The sequence below is a fragment of the Nocardioides sp. ChNu-99 genome (assembly GCF_029493445.1).
Classification (GTDB): domain Bacteria; phylum Actinomycetota; class Actinomycetes; order Propionibacteriales; family Nocardioidaceae; genus Nocardioides.
Genome location: NZ_JAHWBL010000010.1, coordinates 1 through 21904 on the forward strand (window position 1 = coordinate 1; position 21904 = coordinate 21904).

General features: G+C 74.5%; 21 protein-coding genes. 10 read left to right on the forward strand and 11 right to left on the reverse strand.

What is annotated here, in order from left to right; translation table 11 throughout:
• Positions 1 to 183 precede the first annotated feature (183 nt).
• The 3 genes from KK617_RS05360 to KK617_RS05370 all read left to right on the forward strand — a co-directional run bounded on the left by KK617_RS05360 (position 184) and on the right by KK617_RS05370 (position 3300).
• The gene (locus tag KK617_RS05360) at positions 184 to 954 is read left to right on the forward strand and encodes an LppX_LprAFG lipoprotein (RefSeq protein ID WP_277498576.1); all 771 of its coding nucleotides are present in this window, start codon (positions 184 to 186) and stop codon (positions 952 to 954) included.
• On the forward strand, positions 951 to 2744 hold the full coding sequence (locus tag KK617_RS05365) for an MFS transporter (protein ID WP_277498577.1): 1794 nt from the start codon (positions 951 to 953) through the stop codon (positions 2742 to 2744). Before KK617_RS05360 ends, KK617_RS05365 begins: the two co-directional genes overlap by 4 nt.
• 61 nt (positions 2745 to 2805) lie before the next feature.
• Positions 2806 to 3300, forward strand: a complete 495-nt coding sequence (locus tag KK617_RS05370) for a carbonic anhydrase (RefSeq protein WP_277498578.1) — start codon at positions 2806 to 2808, stop codon at positions 3298 to 3300.
• A 2-nt stretch (positions 3301 to 3302) separates the two neighbouring features.
• On the opposite strand, the gene KK617_RS05375 is transcribed toward KK617_RS05370, so the two are convergent.
• Together KK617_RS05375 and KK617_RS05380 are read right to left on the reverse strand one after the other, a co-directional pair.
• On the reverse strand, positions 3303 to 3773 hold the full coding sequence (locus tag KK617_RS05375; protein WP_277498579.1) for a hypothetical protein: 471 nt from the start codon (positions 3771 to 3773) through the stop codon (positions 3303 to 3305).
• A 107-nt stretch (positions 3774 to 3880) separates the two neighbouring features.
• The gene (locus KK617_RS05380; RefSeq protein ID WP_277498580.1) at positions 3881 to 6001 is read right to left on the reverse strand and encodes a DNA topoisomerase IV subunit B; all 2121 of its coding nucleotides are present in this window, start codon (positions 5999 to 6001) and stop codon (positions 3881 to 3883) included.
• Between the two features lie 325 nt (positions 6002 to 6326).
• Between KK617_RS05380 and KK617_RS05385 the strand changes: the two genes are divergently transcribed.
• The 3 genes from KK617_RS05385 (at position 6327) to KK617_RS05395 (ending at position 7654) form a co-directional block, all read left to right on the forward strand.
• A complete protein-coding gene (locus tag KK617_RS05385; protein WP_277498581.1) occupies positions 6327 to 6575 on the forward strand; it encodes a hypothetical protein in 249 nt (82 codons plus the stop codon).
• 110 nt (positions 6576 to 6685) lie between these two features.
• The gene (locus KK617_RS05390; RefSeq protein ID WP_277498582.1) at positions 6686 to 7159 is read left to right on the forward strand and encodes a DUF456 domain-containing protein; all 474 of its coding nucleotides are present in this window, start codon (positions 6686 to 6688) and stop codon (positions 7157 to 7159) included.
• Positions 7160 to 7186: 27 nt separating this feature from the next.
• A complete protein-coding gene (locus KK617_RS05395; RefSeq protein WP_277498583.1) occupies positions 7187 to 7654 on the forward strand; it encodes a hypothetical protein in 468 nt (155 codons plus the stop codon).
• A gap of 96 nt (positions 7655 to 7750) precedes the next feature.
• Here KK617_RS05395 and KK617_RS05400 read toward each other — a convergent pair whose 3' ends face one another.
• From KK617_RS05400 to KK617_RS05425, 6 genes are all read right to left on the reverse strand, one after another.
• A complete protein-coding gene (locus tag KK617_RS05400) occupies positions 7751 to 9133 on the reverse strand; it encodes an RNA polymerase sigma factor (RefSeq protein ID WP_277498652.1) in 1383 nt (460 codons plus the stop codon).
• Between the two features lie 316 nt (positions 9134 to 9449).
• Positions 9450 to 9866, reverse strand: a complete 417-nt coding sequence (locus KK617_RS05405; protein WP_277498585.1) for a YjbQ family protein — start codon at positions 9864 to 9866, stop codon at positions 9450 to 9452.
• A 39-nt stretch (positions 9867 to 9905) separates the two neighbouring features.
• The gene (locus KK617_RS05410; RefSeq protein ID WP_277498586.1) at positions 9906 to 10367 is read right to left on the reverse strand and encodes a PGPGW domain-containing protein; all 462 of its coding nucleotides are present in this window, start codon (positions 10365 to 10367) and stop codon (positions 9906 to 9908) included.
• Between the two features lie 99 nt (positions 10368 to 10466).
• Entirely contained in the window at positions 10467 to 12068 is a 1602-nt protein-coding gene (locus KK617_RS05415; protein ID WP_277498587.1) for a RecQ family ATP-dependent DNA helicase, read from the reverse strand.
• 52 nt (positions 12069 to 12120) lie between these two features.
• Entirely contained in the window at positions 12121 to 12681 is a 561-nt protein-coding gene (locus KK617_RS05420) for an HhH-GPD-type base excision DNA repair protein (protein ID WP_277498588.1), read from the reverse strand.
• A 47-nt stretch (positions 12682 to 12728) separates the two neighbouring features.
• The gene (locus tag KK617_RS05425) at positions 12729 to 13112 is read right to left on the reverse strand and encodes a universal stress protein (protein ID WP_277498589.1); all 384 of its coding nucleotides are present in this window, start codon (positions 13110 to 13112) and stop codon (positions 12729 to 12731) included.
• Positions 13113 to 13253: 141 nt separating this feature from the next.
• Here KK617_RS05425 and KK617_RS05430 point away from each other — a divergent pair, with 141 nt between their 5' ends.
• Positions 13254 to 13697: a hypothetical protein gene (locus KK617_RS05430; RefSeq protein WP_277498590.1), complete on the forward strand. Its 444-nt coding sequence runs from the start codon at positions 13254 to 13256 to the stop codon at positions 13695 to 13697.
• A 24-nt stretch (positions 13698 to 13721) separates the two neighbouring features.
• Here KK617_RS05430 and KK617_RS05435 read toward each other — a convergent pair whose 3' ends face one another.
• Both KK617_RS05435 and KK617_RS05440 read right to left on the reverse strand, forming a co-directional pair.
• Positions 13722 to 15209, reverse strand: coding sequence for a glutamate--cysteine ligase (locus KK617_RS05435; protein WP_277498591.1), 1488 nt, complete (start codon positions 15207 to 15209; stop codon positions 13722 to 13724).
• A gap of 41 nt (positions 15210 to 15250) precedes the next feature.
• On the reverse strand, positions 15251 to 16309 hold the full coding sequence (locus KK617_RS05440) for a DUF4192 domain-containing protein (RefSeq protein WP_277498592.1): 1059 nt from the start codon (positions 16307 to 16309) through the stop codon (positions 15251 to 15253).
• 109 nt (positions 16310 to 16418) lie between these two features.
• Between KK617_RS05440 and KK617_RS05445 the strand changes: the two genes are divergently transcribed.
• From KK617_RS05445 to KK617_RS05455, 3 genes are all read left to right on the forward strand, one after another.
• Entirely contained in the window at positions 16419 to 17924 is a 1506-nt protein-coding gene (locus KK617_RS05445; RefSeq protein WP_277498593.1) for a DNA polymerase IV, read from the forward strand.
• A gap of 10 nt (positions 17925 to 17934) precedes the next feature.
• Positions 17935 to 20112: a S9 family peptidase gene (locus KK617_RS05450; protein WP_277498594.1), complete on the forward strand. Its 2178-nt coding sequence runs from the start codon at positions 17935 to 17937 to the stop codon at positions 20110 to 20112.
• Positions 20113 to 20306: 194 nt separating this feature from the next.
• Positions 20307 to 21278, forward strand: a complete 972-nt coding sequence (locus KK617_RS05455; RefSeq protein ID WP_277498595.1) for a sigma-70 family RNA polymerase sigma factor — start codon at positions 20307 to 20309, stop codon at positions 21276 to 21278.
• Between the two features lie 24 nt (positions 21279 to 21302).
• Here KK617_RS05455 and coaE read toward each other — a convergent pair whose 3' ends face one another.
• Positions 21303 to 21899 carry a dephospho-CoA kinase gene (gene coaE, locus KK617_RS05460; protein ID WP_277498596.1) on the reverse strand — a complete coding sequence of 199 codons (597 nt, stop codon included), beginning with the start codon at positions 21897 to 21899 and terminating at the stop codon, positions 21303 to 21305.
• Positions 21900 to 21904: the final 5 nt, after the last annotated feature.

Sequence of the window (21904 nt, forward strand, 5' to 3'; positions counted from 1 at the left end):
GGCCCGGGCCGCCGCCGCCTCGGGCGCGCCCGTGGACCTCCCGCCCGCCACCGGGCGCCGCGACGGCTCCGGCGTCGCGGTCGCGCAGCCCGTCGCGGGCTGCGGCGCCCCGGTCCTCGTCACCCAGGTCGGGCTCGGCGCGGACCCGCTCCCGACGCGACCCGATGTGGAAGGCTGAGTCGCATGGACTCCCCCTCGACCTCCCCCGCCGGCGACGGTGGCGAGCGGCCGCGCCCGAGCCGGCGCGGATGGATCATCGGCGGCATCATCGTGGTGGTCCTGCTGGTGGCCACGCTCGTGCCGGCGCTCCTCTTCGGTGACGACGACGACGGCCTGGACTTCTCCCGTCCCGACACGACGCCGGAGGACGTGCTGAAGGAGGCGAAGGAGAAGCTCGACGAGACCGAGGGCGTGGAGATCGCGCTGACCTCGCAGGGTCTCACCGACGACGTCTCGACGGCCCTGGTCAGCGCCCAGGGCACGGCCGTGCGTCCCGACGGGTTCTCCGGCGCGTTCGCGCTGCGGGCGTTCAGCCTGCCGGTCGACGTGGACATCGTGGCGACGGAGGGCACGACGTACGCCCGAGCGGCGCTGCTCGGGCCCGGCTGGCGCGAGGTCGAGCCCGAGGACTACAACGCGCCGGACCCCGGCACGCTGCTCGACCCGGACGCCGGCGTCTCCGGCATCCTCACCGCCACGCAGGACCCGGTCGAGGACGGCGAGGAGCGCTGCGGCGAGGCCACGGCCACCCGCTACACCGGCACCGTCCCCGCCGAGACCGTGCGCAACATCATCCCGGGCGCCGACGGCGACTTCGACGCGGTGTACCTCGTCGACGAGGGCGGCTTCCTGTGTCGGGCCGACCTCACCGGCGAGTTCTACACCGACGTCTCGCTGACCTACGAGATCGGGTTCAGCAACTACGGCGAGACGATCGAGATCACCGCGCCGTGACGCTGCGGGCGGCTGACCGGGCCCTGCTGGTCGTGGCGGCGGTCGCGGTCGCGATCGCCGCCGCCGACACCTACGTGGTGGTGCTGGCGCTGCCCGAGATGAGCGCCGCGGCCGGCATCGAGGCGATCGACCTGCAGCGGGCGGCGCCGATCATCTCGGGCTTCCTGCTGGGGTACGTCGCGATGCTGCCCCTCATCGGGCGCGTCGCCGACCTCGAGGGCCGGGTGCCCGTGCTCGTCCTCTCCCTGGCCGTCTTCGCGGTCGGCTCCGGCGTCACGGCGCTCGCCTACGACCTGCCCGGCATGGTCGCCGGGCGCTTCCTGCAGGGCGTCGGCGGCGGCGGGCTCGTGCCGGCGACGATGGCCCTGGTCGCCGACCTCTACCCGGTGCACCGCCGCGGGCTGCCCCTGGGCCTCGTGTCCGCGGTGCAGGAGCTGGGCAGCGTCCTCGGCCCGGTGCTGGGCGCCGCGGTGCTCGCCGTCGCCACGTGGCGTGGGATCTTCGCCCTCAACCTCGCCGCCGGTGTCGTCCTGCTGCTGGCCACCCAACGGCTGGCCCGCCGCTCGGCCATGGCGGACGCGCGCACCGCTGCCGGCGACGCGGCTCCGGTCGCCGCCGGCCCGGCCCCGCCACGACGCCACCTCGACGCCGTCTCCGTCATGCTCGCGCTGCTCGTCGCGGTGGCCGGGGCCCTCACCGCGCTGCAGCCCTCCGGGCTGGTGCGCCACGTCGTGTGGGGCGAGCTGTTCGCGCCGTACGTCGGGGAGAGCCGCTGGCTCGCTCCCGTCGGTCTGCTCGCGGTGCTGGGCCTCGTCGCCCTGCTCGCGTGGTCGCTGCTCGCCCCGGCGCCGCTGCTCGACCTGCGGCGCTGGGGGCGGGCGCTCGTCGCGGCCGACCTCCCGGGAGCGCTGCTGCTCGCCGTCGCGCTCGGCGGCGTGATCCTGGCCTTCGGCACGGGTGACCCCGAGATCCAGGTGTTCTCCGACCAGGGCCACTGGTACCTGCTCGGCTCCGCCATCGCCCTCGGGTGGCTCGTGGTGCACCTGCGCCGGTCGGCCCGGCCCCTCGTCCCGCGCGGGGCGCTGGCCGCCCGGGGCGCCTGGGGCGGGCTGCTGGTGAGCCTCTTCGTCGGCGCCGCCCTCATCGCGGCCGTGGTCGCGCTGCCGATCTTCGCCCGCACGACGGTCTACCCCGACTCCCAGCTGCTCGCCTCGCTGGTGCTGGTGCGGCTGCTCGCCGCCCTCCCGGTCGGCGCCGTGCTGGGAGGCCTGCTGCTGCGGCACGTGCCGGCGGGCGTGGTGGCCGGCGCCGGGATGGCGGCCGCCGCGGTGGGCTTCGTCGTGATGGCCCGGTGGGACGCCTCGGCGCTGGAGGGCTGGGGCGCCAACGTGCCCCTCCTGCTGACCGGTCTGGGCTTCGGCCTCGCGCTGGCCCCCGTCAACGCCGTCGTGCTCGCGTCGACCGACGACACGGTGCACGGCCTGGCCTCCGCCATGGTGGTCGTCGCTCGGATGGTCGGCATGCTCGTCGGCATCTCGGCGCTCACGACCCTCGGCCTGCGCGCCTTCTACGCCGAGCGGGACGCACTGCCGGCCATCGACGAGGTCTGCGGTCGCGTCGGCACCTGCGACGCGTACAAGGACCTCCTGCGCGACGCCGCCCTCACCCAGGAGCAGGTGGTCTTCGCGGGGGCAGCCGTGTGCGCCGCGATCGCGGCGCTGCTGGCGCTCGCCCTGTTCCGCGGTGCCGACACCCGCGGCGCCCAGCGGCCCGGCCTGCTGGTGGGCTGAGCCCTCCCGGGGGTCGGACCCGTGCGGCGCGCCGCCGGTCCCGTCCGCTACCTTGCCGTCCGTGAGCGACTTCGACGACCTCCTGGAAGCGAACCGCACGTTCTCCGAGACGTTCGAGTTCGGTGGCTTCGACGGCATCGCCCGCGCGGGCGTCGCCATCGTCACCTGCATGGACAGCCGCATCGACCCCCTCGGGATGGTCGGGCTGAAGCCGGGTGACGCCAAGATCTTCCGCAACCCGGGCGGCCGGGTGACCCCCCAGGCCCTCGAGGCCCTCGTGCTGGGCGTGCACCTGCTCAACGTGGACCGCATCCTCGTGGTGCCCCACACCCGCTGCGCGGTGGCGTCGAGCACCGAGGAGGAGCTGCACGAGCGGGTCACCGCCTCGGCCGGCGTCGACTCCACCTGGCAGACGTTCAACGTGGTGCGCGACCAGCGCGCGACGCTGGCCGCCGACGTGCACAAGGTGCGCTCGCACCCGCTCGTGCCGGAGTCCGTCAAGATCGGCGGGTTCGTGTACGACGTGGACTCCGGCCTGCTGGAGCCGGTGGCCTGACCTCAGCGGGCGGCGGTCGAGCCGTCGACGAGGGTCCGGTCGCCGACCGGCTCGTCGAGCTCGACCGTCGTCTGCCGCACCTGTCCGGGCGACGAGCACAACGCGGGACGGGGCACCTCGCGCACGACGAGCACGACCTCGTCGGCGCTCTCCTCGACGGACGTGACGCCCTCGTCGGCGCACGGGCTGGCGTCCCAGGTCACGGTGACGGAGCTGCCGTCCACCACCGCGTCGCGCCAGGCGACCGGGGTGCCGGGGTCCTCCCCGCCGACGGCGGCGCGCACGGCCGCCACCCCGCCGGCCAGGGAGCCCAGCAGCAGCACGACCGCGCCCACGAGCACCAGCCACTGGCGCCGGCCGGCCGGCGCCACCGGAGCGGTCGCGGCCCCGTCCGCCTCCGCCGCGGCGCGATCGCCGGCGGGGTGGTCGTGGGTCAACAGGTCCTCGAACAGCGACGTGTCATCTCCTCGCATAGCCCGTCCACCTTCGCACACCCGCCGGGCGTGCCCGAGGCGACGGCGGCGTGGCCCGGGCCACGCCGTACCCGGCCCGCCCGGCCCCGCCGGGCCCCCGCCGGGCCTCAGACGTCGATGGCGTCGCGGTCCACGCTGTAGCTGCCGGCCACGATGAACTCCTTGCGCGGCGCGACCTCGGAGCCCATGAGCAGCTCGAAGACGTCGGCGGCGCCCTGGGCGTCGTCGATCGTCATGCGGCGCAGGGTGCGGTGGCGGGGGTCCATCGTGGTCTCGGCCAGCTGCTGGGCGTCCATCTCCCCCAGGCCCTTGTAGCGCTGCACCGGGTCGCGCCAGCGGATGTTCTTCCGCTTCAGCTCGACCAGCTTCCGCTGCAGCTCGGCGTCGGAGTAGGTGTAGACGTATTTCTCCTGGCCCTTGCGGGGGTTGGAGAGCTCGATGCGGTGCAGCGGCGGCACGGCCGAGAAGACCCGTCCGGCCTCGATGAGCCCCGGCATGTAGCGGAAGAAGAGCGTCGCGAGCAGGCAGCGGATGTGGGCGCCGTCGGAGTCGGCGTCGGCCATGAAGATGATCCGGCCGTAGCGGGCGGAGTCGAGGTCGAAGGTGCGCCCCGAGCCCGCGCCGACCACCTGGATGATCGAGGCGCACTCGGCGTTCTTCAGCATGTCGGCCATCGAGGCCTTCTGCACGTTCAGGATCTTGCCGCGGATCGGCAGGAGGGCCTGGAACTCGGAGTTGCGCGCGAGCTTGGCCGTGCCCAGCGCGGAGTCGCCCTCGACGATGAACAGCTCCGAGCGCTCGGCGTCGGTGGAGCGGCAGTCGGCCAGCTTGGCGGGCAGGGCGGAGGACTCCAGCGCGGTCTTGCGGCGCTGGTTCTCCTTGTGCTGGCGGGCCGCGAGCCGGGTCCTCGCCGCGCCCACGACCTTGTCCATGACGAGGCGGGCCTGGGCCTTCTCGACCTTCTTCGTGCTGGTCAGGAACTCCTTGAGCTCGCGGGCGACGACCTTGCGCACGACGGTGCGGGCGGCCGGCGTACCCAGGATCTCCTTGGTCTGGCCCTCGAACTGCGGCTCGGCGAGGCTCACGGTGACGACGGCGGTGAGGCCCTCGAGCACGTCGTCCTTGAGCACGTCGGCGTCGGCCTGCTTGAGCGTCTTGGTGGCGCGCAGCACGTCGTTGAACGTGCGGGTCAGGGCCTGCTCGAAGCCGTTCACGTGGGTGCCGCCCTTGGGGGTGGCGATGACGTTCACGTACGAGCGCAGCTCGGTCTCGTAGCCGTGGCCCCAGCGCGCCGCCACGTCGACGACGAGCTCGCGCTCGACGTCCTGCGGCGTCATGTGGCCGGCCGCGTCGAGGACGGGCACCGTCTCGGTGAAGGTGTCGCTGCCCTGCAGGCGCAGGATGTCGGTGACCGCCTCGTCGTGGGCGAGGTGCTCGACGTACTCCGCGATGCCGCCGTCGAACTTGAACTCCTCCTCGCGGGCCACCTCGCCGCGCAGGTCGCGGATGACGAGCTGCAGCCCGGGGACGATGAACGCGGTCTGCCGCGCCCGCGTCACGAGGTCGTCCCACACGAAGGCCGCGTCCGAGGTGAAGATCTGGCGGTCGGGCCAGAAGCGCACCCGGGTGCCGGTGGCTCCCTTCGCCGTCACCCGCGGACCCTTGCGGGTCAGGCCCGAGCGGACCTCGAAGCCGGCGCCGGGGCCGTCCCCGTCGTACACCCCCGGCACGCCGCGGCGGAACGAGATGCCCTGCCGGGCCGGCGGCCGGTCGATGTCGACGTCGAGCCGCGAGGACAGGGCGTTGACCACGGAGGCGCCGACGCCGTGCAGGCCGCCGCTCGCAGCGTAGGAGCCGCCGCCGAACTTGCCGCCCGCGTGCAGCTTGGTGAACACGACCTCGACGCCCGGCAGCCCCGTGCGCGGCTCGACGTCGACCGGGATGCCCCGCCCGTCGTCGTGGACCTCGACGGAGTCGTCGGCGTGCAGCGTCACCTCGATGCGGCTCGCGTGCCCGCCCAGCGCCTCGTCCACGCCGTTGTCGATGATCTCCCACACGCAGTGCATGAGGCCCCGGGTGTCGGTGGACCCGATGTACATGCCCGGGCGCTTGCGGACCGCCTCCAGGCCCTCGAGGACGAGGAGGTTGGCTGCGTTGTACGTGGCGTCGATGACGGTGCTCCCTCTGCGTGCTGCCGGCGGCGTCGTACGACGTCGCGCGAGCCGCAATCTACCGGCGGGCGCCGACGGTCCCGGGGACCCGGTGCCGCCCCGCGTCGAGGGAGCGGCCCGCGCCGGACACGCCCGCGGGCGACGTACGACGAAATGCCCCCCGGCGACCCGCCCAGGCGGGAGGATGGCGTCGCCCCCTCGACGGCGAGGGGGCGACAGCCAGCACGGCACCACCGTGTGCACGTCCGCGGAGCACCTCCCCCGTCTCAGGAGTGGGGCGCACCGTCGGCGGGTAGAGCGGGTCGTGATGGGATCCAGGTGTCACCCCGGCCACAGCCCCAGGGGAATGTTTTCCCCCGGGGCTAGGTTGGAGGTGGCACCGATGAAGAGAAATGAGGCCGATGTGACCACTGCAGTTGCCCCCAACTCCGCGGCACTGACCGCGACGGACCGCTGCGACCGCTGCGGCGCCCAGGCCTACCTGCGTGTCGAGCTGGCCAGCGGCGGCGAGCTCCTGTTCTGCGCGCACCACGCGCGTCAGCACGGGGACGCCCTCCGATCCGTCGCGAGCAACGTCCAGGACGAGACCCACCGACTCCAGGGCACGCCCGGCGCGGGATCCGCCGAGTAACGCCCAGGGCGCGCACCGCGCCCCCCGACGACCGACCACGACGGCCCCGGACCACCAGGTCCGGGGCCGTCGTGCGTCCCGTCCCTCCGCGACCTGCGAGGATGACGGCCGTGACCTGGACCGACGCCCTCGTGGCGCTGCTCGTGGCCGTCGGCATCGTCGGCATCGTCGTGCCGGTGCTCCCCGGCACCCTGCTCATCGGGGCGACCTTCCTCGGCTGGGCCGCGCTCACCGGCGGCGCCGCCTGGGGGTGGTTCGCCGCCATCGCCACCATCCTCGTCGTGGGCACCGTCGTGCAGTACGCGCTCCCCGGGCAGCGCCTCAAGGCCGCCGGCGTGCCCGGCCGCACGCTCCTGCTGGGAGGCCTCGCCGGTGTCGTCGGGTTCTTCGTGATCCCCTTCGTCGGCCTGTTCGTCGGGTTCGTGGCGGGCGTGTACGCCGCGGAGGTGCAGCGCGTCGGGTCCGTCGCCGCCCGGCCGTCGACCGTCGCGGCGCTCAAGGCGGTCGCGATGAGCATCGCCATCGAGGCCACCGCGGCGGTCGTCGCCTCCCTCGTGTGGTTCGTGGCCGTCCTCCAGCTCTGAGGCCGGCCACCGGGGTACCGGGGGCACATGCGCCGCCACCTGCTCGCCGTACCCGCCCTGCTCCTGCTCCCCGCCCTCGCCGCCTGCTCGGCGAGCGACGAGGAGTCCCCCGACAACGTCGCGCCCGAGGCCAGCTCGAGCGTGGGCACCGGCATGACCGAGAGCGGCTCGCCGTCGGCGAGCTCCACCTCCTCCGGCAGCGCGGACTCGGGGGCGAGCTCCGACGCGTCCGGCGCCCCCGCCGACGCGCCGGCCTGCACCGAGGTGTGGGTCGCCGGCGGCAGCATCCCCGCCGACTACGCGGGCTGCCTCGCCGAGGACGGGAGCCTCGAGGTCGCCGAGACCACCGAGTGCGCGGACGGCCGCCAGCTGCTCACCGGACCGTCCGGCTTCGGCTTCGCGGGCGAGACCGCCACCCCGACCCCCGCCGGGCTCGACGAGCCCGACCCCGCCAGCCCCGAGTACGCCGCCGCGCTCGCGGACTGCACGGGCTGACCGCGCGCCCGGCACGACAGCCGGCTCCCGCAGCCGGTACGACGACGGCCCGCCACCGAGGATCTCGGTGACGGGCCGTCGTGGTGACGCGGGCGCTCAGTCCAGGTAGTCGCGCAGCACCTGCGAGCGCGACGGGTGGCGCAGCTTACTCATCGTCTTCGACTCGATCTGGCGGATGCGCTCGCGCGTCACGCCGTACACCTTGCCGATCTCGTCGAGGGTCTTGGGCTGGCCGTCGGTCAGGCCGAAGCGCATCGAGACGACGCCGGCCTCGCGCTCCGACAGCGTGTCGAGGACCGCGTGCAGCTGCTCCTGGAGCAGCGTGAACGACACGGCGTCGGCGGGCACGATCGCCTCGGAGTCCTCGATGAGGTCACCGAACTCCGAGTCGCCGTCCTCGCCCAGCGGCGTGTGCAGCGAGATGGGCTCGCGGCCGTACTTCTGGACCTCGACGACCTTCTCGGGCGTCATGTCCAGCTCCTTGGCCAGCTCCTCCGGGGTGGGCTCGCGGCCCAGGTCCTGGAGCATCTGGCGCTGGACGCGGGCCAGCTTGTTGATGACCTCGACCATGTGCACCGGGATGCGGATGGTGCGGGCCTGGTCGGCCATCGCGCGGGTGATGGCCTGACGGATCCACCACGTCGCGTAGGTCGAGAACTTGTAGCCCTTGGTGTAGTCGAACTTCTCGACCGCACGGATGAGGCCGAGATTGCCCTCCTGGATCAGGTCCAGGAAGAGCATGCCGCGACCCGTGTACCGCTTCGCGAGCGAGACGACGAGCCGCAGGTTGGCCTCGAGCAGGTGGTTCTTCGCGCGGCGCCCGTCGTCGGCGATCCACTCGAGCTCCTCGAGCACCTTGGGCGTGATCTTGCCGCCCTTGGCGAGCTTCTCGTCGGCGAAGAGGCCGGCCTCGATGCGCTTGGCGAGCTCGACCTCCATCTCCGCGTTGAGGAGGGGAACCTTGCCGATCTGCTTCAGGTAGTCCTTGACCGGGTCGGCCGTCGCGCCGGCCACCATGACCTGCTGCTCGGGCTCGTCCGTATCGTCGGCCGCCGAGACGACGAAGGAGGCCTCCTTCTCGTCCTGCTTGATCGTGGGGTCGGCCTTGACGTCCTTCTCGAACACCTCGTCCGGGATGTCGGGCAGGATCTTCTTGCCGTCGGGACCGACCTCGACCGCGGGGGTCTCCGCGCCGCCGGCCTCCTCGACCTCGACCTCGATCACGTCCTCGACCACCTCGATGCCCTCGAGGTCGACCACGTCCTCGACGTCCACGCCGTCCACCTCGGGGGCGTCCGGGGCGTCGGGGGCGGCCTTCGCCGCCGCCTTCTTCGCCGGGGCGGCCTTCTTCGCCGCCGCCTTGGCGGGGGCCTTCTTGGCCGCGGTCTTCTTCGCCGTGCCGGCGCTGGCCGTCGTCGTACGACGGGTGGCCGACGCCGCGACGGCGCGGGTGGCGCCCGCGGCGATGTCGACGGTGATGCCGAGGGTGCTCAGGTGCACGAGCAGGGCCTTGAGGTGGACGGGCTCGATGGCCGCGTCCTCGCTCGCCTGCCGGACCTGGTCGGGGGTGACCACGCCGGCCGCCGAGCCGTGCTCCACCAGAGCGGCCAGGGCGGGGTGCGCGAGCACCTCGGCGGGGAGCTTCTTGCGTGCGATCGAAGCCACGAACACCTCTCGTCAACTACATCAGGGCGCGGCAGAGCCAGGTACTGTCAAGAGCCGCGTGCACCATGATGCCACGGGCCCCCAGCCGTCGCCGACCTGACCCGCGTGACGCCCCGCGTCTCGTCCCGCGTCACGCTCCGGCGGCGTCGCCCAGGAAGCTGAGCCGCACCTCGCGCTCGGTGTTGTCCACGTTGAGGTCGACGAGGCAGATGCTCTGCCAGGTGCCGAGCGCGAGCCGGCCGCCCAGCACCGGCACGGTGGCGTACGGCGGGACGAGCGCCGGCATCACGTGGGAGCGCCCGTGCCCCCGGCTGCCGTGCCGGTGGCGCCACCGGTCGTCCGCGGGCAGCAGGTCCCCGAGCGCGGCCAGCAGGTCGTCGTCGCTGCCCGCGCCGGTCTCCAGGATGGCGATGCCCGCCGTCGCGTGGGGCACGAACACGTGGAGCAGGCCGTCGCCGCGCCCCGCGGCGTACTCCCGGCAGTCCTCGGTCAGGTCGAGCACGACCTCGCGGTCGCCGGTGCGGTAGGTCCGGGTCTGGCTGTCCATCCTGCGATCGTGCCAGGCGGGCCCGCGTCGCACCCGCCCCTAGGCACGACCCGCGTCCCGGACCGCCGCCTCCATGCGCGCGAGCTCGTCGGGGCGTCCGTGGTAGCGCCGGTAGCTGTGGACGACGAGGGCGAGGCTGACGAGCCCGGAGAGCACCTGGCTCAGGCCCGCGGTCAGGCCGCCGGGCAGCCAGGTCCAGCCGGGGAGCACCCACCACGACGGCTGGTCCGGCGCCCAGATCCAGAGGACGCCCGAGGCGGCGAGCAGCGTCGTACCGACGATCGAGGCCCATGCCTGGGGGTGGGTGCGCACGCCGCGGGCGGCCGCGAGCTCGACCTGCGCGCGCAGCCGGTCGACGCGACGGGCCGCCCAGTCCTGGTGGCGCGCCAGGATGCCGAGGCCGATGACGCCGACGAGCAGTCCCGGGCCCGGCAGGGGGAACAGCGCGACCCCGAGGAGCAGCAGCACCCAGCCGACCGTGATCGCCCCCAGCCGACGCATGCGGACGAGGGTGACCGCCCTCCGCGACCGGCAGGTGAACGCGCGACCACGAGAGCCACCGGCCGTCCGGATCCGGCCGTCGAGATCCGGCCGCCGCGCTCAGGCCGGCTCGAGCAGGCCCTGCTCGTCGACCAGCCGGGTCGCCAGGGTCTTGTAACCGTTCTCCTCGAACAGCACCGTCACCTGGTGCTCGTCGGCCGCGACGACCACCCCGGTGCCGAACTCGGCGTGCACCACGCGCTCGCCCCGGCGCTCGTCGTCGACCTCGGGCGCCTCCTCGGCCCGGCCCGAGCGGCAGTTGTCGCAGAGCCCGCAGACGTCGGCGGACTGGCCGTAGTAGCCCAGCAACCACGCGGCGCGGCAGCGACCCGTCTCGGCGTACTCCCGCATCATCTCCACGCGCGACTGCTCCAGACGGCGACGCTCGCGCGCGACCTCCAGCACGGCGTCGACGTCCGCGTCGGGGCCCGCGAGCTCGGCCAGGTTGAGCACGCGGGTGGCGGCCGCCGTACCGACACCGGCCGCCTCGGCGACCGCGCGCGGCTCCTCGGGGGCACCGTCGCCGTGCCGCCGGGCGGCGTCCAGCACCGAGCGGACGGTGCCGCGGCGCGGCACCCCGGCGGAGAAGAAGCGGCCGAGGGCACGGTCCTCCGGCCGGTGCACGAGCACGACGTCGGCCGGGTCGCCGTCGCGCCCGGCGCGGCCGATCTCCTGGAAGTAGTCGTCGACCGACGCCGGTGCGCCGGCGTGGACGACGAGACGCACGTCGGGCTTGTCGATGCCCATCCCGAACGCCGACGTCGCCACCAGCACGTCGAGGTCGCCCGCGTCGAACCGGGTGTGCACCTCCTCGCGGTCCGCGCGACGCAGGCCGGCGTGGTACGCCGCGCTGCGGCGGCCGCGGGCGGCGAGATCGCCCGCCAGCTGCTCGGCGTGCTTGCGGGTACGCACGTAGACCAGTGACATCCCGGTCCCCGCAGCGTCGTCGGCGGAGCGGTCGGCCAGGTCGAGCACGCGCTCGTCGAGCCGGTCGCCGTCGGGCACCTGCTCCACCGCGAGCCGCAGGTTGGGGCGGGACAGGTCGGCGGTGACCACTGCGGGGTCCTCGAGACCCAGGCGGGAGGTGAGGGACGCGAGCACCGGGGCGGCCGCGGTGGCGGTCGTCGCCACGCGCCGCGCGCGACCGCTCGTCTGGTCGAGCCGGTCGAGCAGGGACCCCAGACGCAGATAGTCGGGGCGGAAGTCGTGGCCCCACTCCGAGACGCAGTGCGCCTCGTCGACGGCCACGAGCCCGGGCGGGCAGGCGGCGAGCGCCTCGGCGACCTCGGCGTTGGCCAGCTGCTCGGGGGCCAGGAACACGAGGTCGACCTCGCCCCGGCCGACCGCCGCGAGCACCTCGGCGCGGCGCCCCTTGGCCAGCGTCGAGTCGAGCCGCTCGACCCGTACGTCGGTCTCCTCGAGGTGGGCGACCTGGTCGCGCTGGAGGGCGAGCAGCGGTGAGACGACGAGCGTCCACCCGTCGACGAGGCGCCCGGCCGCCAGGTAGACCAGCGACTTGCCCGAGCCGGTCGGCGCGAGCACCACGGTGTCCGTGCCCTCGACCACCGAGCGCAGCGCCTCCCGCTGCCAGTCGGTCATGTCGTCGACACCGAAGACGGCGGCTGCCGCGTCGATGCGCTCGTCCGTCGTCTGCTCCGCCATGCGCAGAGACTGGCAGCGCCCTCCAAGCGCGTCGCCCGGCCGGCACAGCGCCCTACTTCTTCGCCGCGGCCTTCTTCATCTTCTTGTAGTCGCGCACCTTCTGCAGCGACGCGCCGTCGACGACGTCGGCGACCGAGCGGTAGCCGGGCTCGGCGTAGTCGCCGACCGCCAGCTCCCAGCCGTCGGGGCGCACGTTGCGCTGCTTGGCCAGCAGGGCCACGAAGATCTGGGCCTTCTGCTTGCCGAAGCCCGGCAGGGCCATGACCCGCTTCAGCAGGTCCTTCCCGCTCGTCGCCTCGGTCCACAGCCGGGCGGCGTCCCCGTCGTGCTCGTCGACGACGATGCGGGCCAGCTCCTGCAGCCGCGCGGCCATCGAGCCGGGGAAGCGGTGGATGGCCGGCGGCGTGGCGCACAGGGCGGCGAACTCCTCCGGGTCGGCCGCGGCGATGCGCGCCGGGTCCAACGTGCCGAACCGGTCGAGCACCTTCGCGGGGCCGCGGAACGCGTGCTCCATCGGGTACTGCTGGTCGAGCATCATGCCGACGAGGAGCGCGAAGGGGTCGGACTCGAGAACGGCGTCGGCGGCCGCGTCACCGGTGATCTGGATGGCCATGGGCCCATCCTGCCGCAGCAGGCGCCCCGCAGCGCCCGGCAGCGCGCTCAGCCGGCCGCGGGCACCTTGACGGCGAGCACGGGGGTGCGGGCGTCGAGCAGGATCCGCTGCGCGTTGCTGCCGAGCAGCAGCTTGCCGACCGGGGTGCGGCGCCGCAGCCCGATGACGATGAGGTCGGCGTCGAGCTCGTCGGCGACCGCCAGCAGGTCCTCGGCCGGGTCGAACGCGCCGGTCGTCACGCGCACCTCGTGGGGCAGGCCGGCGGCGGCGAGCAGCTCGCGGGCCGGCTCGAGCCCCTCGACGGTGTCCTCGCCGCGGGTCGCACTCACCAGCACGACGCGGGCCTCGCGCAGCCGGGCCTCCTCGATCGCCTTGTGCAGGGCCGCCTCACCCTCCGGCTTGGTCACGTATCCCACGACGATCGTCGTCACGCTCTCCCCCTCGCTGCCCCAGCCGCTCCGGCCGCACCGGTCACGGCGGGCCCTCCCGGGCACGCTAGCCGATGCGTCCGCCCGGCGCGCTCTGTGGAGAGCCGCTCGCCCCGGACGGTGCCACGGGCCAGGCTGGCGGTCGTGACGATCCCGGTCCCCTGCCCCGCGCACCCGGTCGGCGACGGCCCGCCGGCCGGCACGTCGTACGACGAGCTGCGCGCCGCCGTCCGGGCCCTCCTGGCCGAGGGGCGTCGCACCCGCTTCGCGCCGCGGGTGCACGCGGGGCGGCCGGGCGGCACGACGCACAGCGTGGAGGCCACGCCGTACGACGACCAGGCGCTGCGGGCCGACGTGCTGACCGTGATGGTCGAGGCCCTGGGCGCGACCGTGCCGCCCCTCGTGTGGGTCACCCGGCCGGGAGGGGCGGGCGCGCCGGAGGTGGCGGACCTCGACCTGTCGTGGCTGCGCGCCACCCGGGCGGCGTCGGGCGAGCTCGGCCTGCCGCTGGCCTTCGCCGTCGTCACCCGGCACGGGTGGTGGGACCCGCTGGGCGGGCAGAGCCGCACGTGGCGCCGGCTGCGGTGAGCGACGGCCGGCGCTCCTCGGGGCTCAGACGTCCCAGGTGTGCACGGGCTCGTTGGTGTGCATCCGCTGGCGGTAGTCGCCGGACGCCCGGCGCAGCGCCTCCTCGCGGGGCACGCCGTCACCCTCCGCCCGCACCCGCCGCACGAGCCAGTCGGCACCGTTGGTGCCGCGCAGGCAGCGCTGCTCCACCACCCCGAGGAGCCGGTCGATCTCGTCGGTGCCCACGCCCCAGGCGAGCAGGCCGCTGCGGGCCTGCGGCAGCAGGCGGCGCAGCACCAGCTCGGTGACGGGCACCTGGCCGACGCCGGGCCAGTACACCTGGGCGTCGATGCCGTGCTGGGCGGCGGTGTGGAAGTTCTCCTCCGCCGCGCTGAACGACATCTGCGACCACAGCGGCCGCTCGTCGGTGGCGAGCTCGCGCACGAGCCCGAAGTAGAACGCCGCGTTGGCGATGGTGTCGACCACCGTGGGCCCGGCGGCCAGCACCCGGTTCTCGACCCGCAGGTGCGGCCGGCCGTCGGCGATGTCGTAGACCGGCCGGTTCCACCGGTAGACGGTGCCGTTGTGCAGCCGCAGCTCGGTGAGCTCCGGCACCCCGCCGTCTTCCAGCACGGCCAGCGGGTCCTCCCCCTCGGTGACGGGCAGGAGGGCCGGGAAGTAACGGACGTTCTCCTCGAACAGGTCGAACACCGACGTCACCCACCGCTCGCCGAACCACACCCGCGGCCGCACGCCCTGCACCTTGAGCTCCTCGCTGCGGGTGTCGGTGGCCTGCTCGAAGAGCGGGATGCGGGTCTCGCGCCACGCCTCCTTCCCGAACAGGTACGGCGCGTTCGCCCCCACCGCGACCTGCACCCCGGCGATGGCCTGGGAGGCGTTCCAGTACGCCGCGAAGTCCTCCGGCGCGGTCTGCACGTGCAGCTGCGTGCTCGTGCAGGCGGCCTCCGGCACGATCGAGTCGGTGCGGCTGCGCACCCGCTCCACGCCGCGCACGTCGATCTCGATGTCCTCGCCGCGGGCCGCGAGGATCTGCTCCGACAGCAGGGCGTAGCGCGGGTTCGGGCTCAAGGAGGCGGGTCGCATGTGGCCCTCGCCGAGCGTCGGCAGGATGCCGACCATCACCAGGTGGGCACCCACGGCCGCGCTGGCCGCCTCGGCGTCGTTGAGGCTGCGGCGCAGCCCCTCCTCGAACGTGGTCAACCCGCCGGGGCCCCCGGCGACCTCGGGCGCGAGCCGGGCGGGCGGCACGTTGATCTCGATGTTGAACTGGCCCAGCTCGGTCTGGAAGTCGGGGTGCGCGATGGCCTCGAGGACCTCGGCGTTCCGCAGCGCGGGGCGCTCCTCGGCGTCCACGAGGTTCAGCTCCACCTCGAGCCCGGTGCGCGGGTCGTCGGCCTCGAACGCGTCCTCGCGGAGCATGCGGGCGAGCGCGTCGAGGGAGTGCCGGACCTTCTCGCGGTGCCGCGTGCGGTCGGCACGGGTGAACTGCTGGTGATCGACCTCGTCGCCCATGGCCGCGAGCGTAGTGGGCGCCCGCGCAGGGGCACCTGCACTCAGGCGGGCGAGGGCAGCTCCCCCGCGCCGACCTCCTCCCACCAGTCCGGCGGCGTCGCCGTGAGCAGCAGGTCCCGCACGAGGCAGCCGAGGCCGTGGTCGGCCACCTCGGCCAGGCACACGTCGACCGCGCACCAGGCCAGGGCGCCGTCACCGTGCAGCCAGGCGCACAGCCCCACGAGGGCCGCCACGCCCGACCGAGCCCCCTCCGGCGCGCGGCGCAGGGCGGGCACCCAGAGGTCGAGGTGCGCCAGGGCGTCCGGGCGGGTCATCCCCGCCCACGCGGCGTCGCGGTTCACCCCGACGTCCAGGGCGACGAGCAGCCGGGCCAGGTCGGCCGCAGCCGGCTCGACCCCCGACTCCAGCGCCCGCAGCACGGTGCGCCGTACCCACGCCGCCTCCTCGCCGCGACGCACCCGGCGGCGCTCGCGCACGACCGCGGCGGCGACGTCACGTCGCCGGTCGGGGGGCAGCGGGGCCAGCTGCGCCGCCATCGCCGCCCGGGAGCGATGCACGACCCGGCCGTCGACCACGGCCCGGGTCCGCACCGGGTGGGTGTCGTTGCGGTACGGCGTGCCCGCCCCGGTGGGGACGGACCCGGCGCCCGCGTCGTACCAGCGCCGCCCGTCCGCCCGGACGGCGACCGCGAGACCCAGCCCCTCCTGCCAGCAGCGGTCGCGCAGCGCGTCGGCGACGGCGGTGGCGAGCGGGGCGTCGTCGGTGTAGAGGACGGCGGCGAGCACACCGACACCGTGCCGCACGCAGGGAGCGACGACCGCGTCGACGACGAGGTTGGCGTCGCGGGGGTCGGCCGGCAGGTCGATGCGCAGGTGCATGCCACTGCGGCCCGGCGCACCCGGGCGCCCGGACGCGCCGTCCGCCCCGAAGGTCAGCACGGCCAGCGAGTCGGCGGGCTCGAAGCCGAGCACGACCGGCACGGCGGCCAGGACGTCGGCGGGCGTGCGCAGGCGTACGACGGGCGGGTCGGTGGCGGGCGGGCTGGCGCTCGCGGGGACGGAGCGGAGGGGTCGGGGGCCGGTACGGCGTTGTTCGGTCATGCCTCCCGGGGTCCCCGGCCCGCGGGACGCCCACCCCGGGGATCGTCGGCCTGTGGAGGAGCGGCGGCTGACGCCGGGCTGTGGACGAGGAACGGCTAGCGTGCCCTGCGTGTCGCCGTCCGTGCCGCCTCCGCCCGGGCCCGTCGTCCGACGGCCCCACGCGTCGGTGCTGCACCTCGACCTCGACGCCTTCTTCGCCGCCGTCGAGCAGCGGGACAAGCCCTCCCTGCGCGGCAAGCCCGTCGTCGTGGGCGGCACCGGCGGGCGCGGCGTCGTGGCCACCGCGTCGTACGAGGCCCGCGTGTTCGGCGTGCGGTCGGCCATGTCGACCCGGGAGGCGCGCGCCCGGTGCCCGCACGCGGCGTACCTCCGGGGGCGCTTCGACGCCTACCGCGAGGCCAGCGGCGTCGTCATGGGACTGCTGCGCGAGGTCTCCCCGCTCGTCGAGCCCCTGTCGATGGACGAGGCGTTCGTCGACCTCGCCGCCGCCACGGACCCCGCGCTGCGGGACCTGTCGACGCCGGCCGTCACGGAGTTCGCCGAGGAGCTGCGCACCCGGGTGCGGGAGGCCACCGGCGGGCTGACGGCGTCGGTCGGTCTCGGCACCTCCAAGTTCGTCGCCAAGGTCGCGAGCGACCTCGACAAGCCCGACGGCCTCGTCGTCGTGGCGCCGGGGACCGAGCAGGAGCTGCTGCGTCCCATGCCCGTCTCCGTCATCCCCGGCGTCGGGCCCGCCACCGCCGAGCGTCTGCGCCGCGCGGGCGTGCGCACCGTCGCCGACCTCGAGGGGCTCGGCCTCGACGAGCTGGTGCGCCAGGTCGGCAACGCCCACGGCCGCTCGCTGCACGACCTGGCCCGCGCCCACGACCCGCGGCCGGTCGTCGCCGAGCGGGAGGCGAAGTCGGTGAGCGCCGAGGGCACCTACGAGACCGACCTGCGTGACACCGCCGTCATGGCCGACCTCCTCGCCCGGCAGGCCGGCGGCGTCGCGCGCCGCCTGGCCGACGCGGGGCTGTCGGGGCGCACCGTGACGATCAAGGTGCGCCTGCACGACTTCACCACGCTCAACCGCTCCGCGACCCTGCCGTCGCCGGTCGACGACGCCGCGAGCATCGCGCGCGTCGCCCGTCGGCTGCTGGCCGAGCTCGCGACCACCACCGACCTGCGCGACGGCGTGCGCCTGCTCGGCGTCGGCGTCTCGGGACTGGCCGACTGGGTGCAGGAGGACCTCTTCGGCACCCTGCTGCCCGGCCCCGACGACCCCGACGAGCCGGCCGCGGCCGCCGACCCCCACGCCGCCCCTGGCGCGGACCCGGAGGCGGGGGCCGGCCCGGCCGACGACCCCGCCGGCGCGGGCGCCCGCAGCGACACGACGTACGCGCCCGGCACCGACGTGGAGCACGACGAGCACGGCCGGGGCTGGGTGTGGGGCTCGGGCCGCGGCGTCGTCACCGTGCGTTTCGAGACCGCCGCGACGCCGCCCGGGCCCGTCCGCTCGTTCCGCGTCGACGACCCGGCGCTGCGGCCCTGGGTGCGGCCGACGTCCCCCGCCCGCGACCGGGACGCGGAGGACGGCGGGGAGGACGGCGGCGGCGCCGTCGTACCCCGCGACTAGCCTCGGGCCCATGACCTCGAGCGTCCCCGAGCACCCGCCCGTCGCCGAGCCCCGGCCCGTGACGACCACCCACCACGGCCACGAGCGCAGGGACGAGTACGACTGGCTGCGGGCCAAGGACGACCCGGAGGTCCTCGCCCACCTCGAGGCCGAGAACGCGTGGACCGAGGCCCGCACCGCGCACCTCGCCGACCTGCGGGCGACGATCTTCGAGGAGATCAAGGCCCGCACCCGGGAGACCGACCTGTCGGTGCCGACCCGCAACCGCGGCTACTGGTACTACTCGCGCTCCTTCGAGGGCAAGGAGTACGGCGCGAGCTGCCGTGTCGCGGTCACGGACCCCGACGACTGGACACCCCCGCAGCCGGCGGCCGACAGCGCTCCCGACCAGCCCGCGCTGCCCGGCGAGGAGCTGCTGCTCGACCTCGACGAGCTGGCGGAGGGCCACGAGTTCTTCTCCCTCGGCGGCTCCTCGATCAGCCCCAGCACGACGCTGCTCGCCCACGCCACCGACACGGTGGGCGACGAGCGCTACACGGTGCGGGTCAAGGACCTCGCGACCGGCGACCTGCTCGCCGACGAGCTGACCGGCGTGCTGGGCGGCGTCACCTGGAACCGGGACTCCGACGCCTTCTACTACACGACGGTCGACGACACCTGGCGCCCCGACAAGGTCTGGCGCCACGTGCTGGGCACCGACCAGGCCGACGACGAGCTGGTCTTCCACGAGACCGACGCCCGCTACTGGACCGGCATCGGCCGCTCCCGCACCGACCGGTTCCTCCTCGTCTTCACCGGGTCGAAGACGACGAGCGAGGTGCGCTTCCTCGACTTCGACGACCCCGCGGCCGGTCTCCAGCTGTTCGCCCCCCGCGTCGAGGGTGTCGAGTACGGCGTGGAGCACGCCCGCCTGCGCGGCGAGGACGTGTTCCTGGTGCTGCACAACGCCGACGGGCCCGACTTCGCGGTCGCGACCGCGCCGGTGGCGCCGACCCCGCGCGCCGCGTGGCGCCCGCTGCTCGCCCACGACGCGGCGGTGCGGCTCGAGGCCGTCGAGGCCTTCGCCGGGCATCTCGTCGTCCACCAGCGCAGCGAGGGCCTCACCCAGCTGCGCATCCTCGAGCTCGACGACGCCGCGCCGAGCGGCGTCGGGGACGACTACCTCGTCGCGTTCGACGAGGCGGTCCACACCATCGACACGGGCAGCAACCCGGCGTTCGACCAGCCGGTGGTGCGGCTGGGCTACACGACGTTGGCCGTGCCGGCGTCGGTCTACGACTACGACGTCCGCACCCGCGAGCGGCACCTGCTGCGCCGCACCCCGGTGCTCGGCGGCTACGACCCGTCCGACTACGTCGAGCAGCGCCTGTGGGCCACCTCCGACGACGGCGAGCAGGTGCCGATCTCGCTGGTGGCGCGGCGCGAGGTCGCCGACGCCGTCGCCGCGGGCACGCCCGCGCCGCTGCACCTCTACGGGTACGGCTCCTACGAGGTGTCAGTGGACCCGTACTTCTCGGTGGCGCGCCTCTCGGTGCTCGACCGCGGCGCGGTCTTCGCCATCGCGCACGTGCGCGGCGGCGGCGAGATGGGCCGGCGGTGGTACGACGCCGGGAAGATGGAGCACAAGCAGAACACCTTCACCGACTTCATCGCCTGCGGCCGCCACCTGGTCGCCGAGGGCTGGACGACCCCCGACCGGATGGTCGCCGAGGGCGGCAGCGCCGGCGGGCTGCTCATGGGCGCGGTCGCCAACCAGGCGCCCGAGCTGTGGGCCGGGATCGTGGCCGACGTGCCGTTCGTCGACGCGCTCACCTCCATGCTCGACTCGTCGCTGCCCCTGACCGTGGGCGAGTACGAGGAGTGGGGCAACCCGGAGGACGACCCGGAGGCCTACGCCCGGATGGCGGGCTACGCCCCGTACGACAACGTCGCCGCCGTCGACTACCCGCCGATCCTCGCGGAGACGTCGCTCAACGACACGCGGGTGCTGTACGTCGAGCCCGCGAAGTGGGTCGCCCGCCTGCGGGCGACCGCCGTGGGCCGCCGCGACTTCCTCCTGCGCACCGAGATGTCGGCCGGCCACGGCGGGGTCTCGGGCCGCTACAAGTCGTGGCACGACCGGGCCTTCAGCCTGGCCTGGATCCTCGACCGGATGGGCCTCGCGGAGCGTGCTCCCCTCGAAGACTGAGACCTCCCCGCGAGGACTGAGAAGTCCCTGAGATTACTGGTTCTGTGCAACTCGCAGGGATTCCCGCTCGTCGGGTACTGGTGAGACGCGCGGCGGGGGGACCCCATCCCATCGGGAATCCCCGCCGCGCCGAAGCAGTTACACCACACGTGCGGCGTACCACCCGACGCCGCACCGACGAGGAGGCGGGTCAGATGTCCACACGCACCACGAAGGCAGCAGGACGCGCGACCGGGGACCGCGACATCGAGGGTCGCGACAGCGTCGGCCTGTACCTGGACGAGATCGCCCGTACGCCGCTGCTCGACGCGATCACCGAGGTCGAGCTGGCCAAGACGATCGAGGCGGGCCTGTACGCCGAGCACCTGCTGGCGATCGGCCGGGTCGGCCGCCGCGGCGGCGGCGCACCGAAGTCCGCCAACCGCGAGGAGCTCGAGTGGCTCGCGGCCGAGGGCCAGCGCGCCATCGACACGTTCATCCAGGCCAACCTGCGCCTGGTCGTCTCGATCGCCCGCAAGTACGGCCGCTCGCAGATGCCGATGCTCGACCTGATCCAGGAGGGCAACACGGGCCTGATCCGCGCGGTCGAGAAGTTCGACTACGCGAAGGGCTTCAAGTTCTCCACCTACGCCACCTGGTGGGTGCGCCAGGCCATCACCCGCGGCATCGCGCAGCAGGCCCGTGTCGTGCGGCTGCCCGTGCACGTGGTCGAGGAGCTCAACCAGGTCAGCGGCGCCCGCCGCACCCTGGAGCGCCAGCTGGGCCGCGACCCCGAGCCCGAGGAGATCGCCACCGAGCTCGGCATGACGATGGAGCGCGTCACCGACCTGCTCTCGTGGGGCCGCGAGCACGTGAGCCTCGACTCCCCCGTCGACGAGGACGGCGACACCTCGCTCGGCGACCTCATGGCGCAGGAGACCTCGCCCGGCCCCGACCTGACGGTGCTCGACGTGGAGTCCCGCGACCGGCTCAACACGCTGGTCGCGCTGCTCGACGACCGCTCCGCCGACATCATCCGCTCGCGCTACGGCCTGGCCGACGGCCGCCAGCACAAGCTGGCCGACATCGGCACCAAGCACGGCATCTCGGCCGAGCGCGTGCGCCAGCTCGAGCGGGAGGCCCTGCAGAAGCTGCGCGGCTTCGCGGACCCCGACCTGGCTGCCTGACCCCGGCCCGGTCCGCCCGGGTCCTCAAGACCCGGGCACCCGCCCCAGCTCGCCGACGACCTCCACCACACGCTGGTGGAGGTCGTCGCGCGTCCCGGTGTTGTCGATGACGTGGGTGGCGACCGCGAGCCGCTCCTCCCGCGTCGCCTGCGCGGCGATGCGGGCGCGGGCGTCGGCCTCCGTCCAGCCCCGGTCGCCCGTCATCCGCCTGACCTGCACCTCGACGGGGACGTCGACCACGACCACGGCGTCGAAGCGACCCTGCTGCCCCGTCTCCACCAGGAGCGGGATGTCGTGCACGACGAGCGTCCCCGGCCCGGCCGCGGCCTCGACCTCGGCGGCGGCCGCCCGGATGAGCGGGTGCAGGATCCCCTCGAGGGCGACCCGCCGGTCGGGATCGGCGAAGACGATCGCGCCCAGCGCGGCCCGGTCCAGCGTGCCGTCGTCGGCGAGCACGGACGGGCCGAACTCCTCGACGACGGCGGCGAGCCCCGGCGTACCCGGCTCGACGACCTGGCGGGCGAGCAGGTCGGAGTCCACGACCACCGCCCCCAGCTCGCGCAGCACGGCGGCCACGGTGCTCTTGCCGGAGGCGACTCCCCCGGTCAGCCCGATCCTCATGCGTC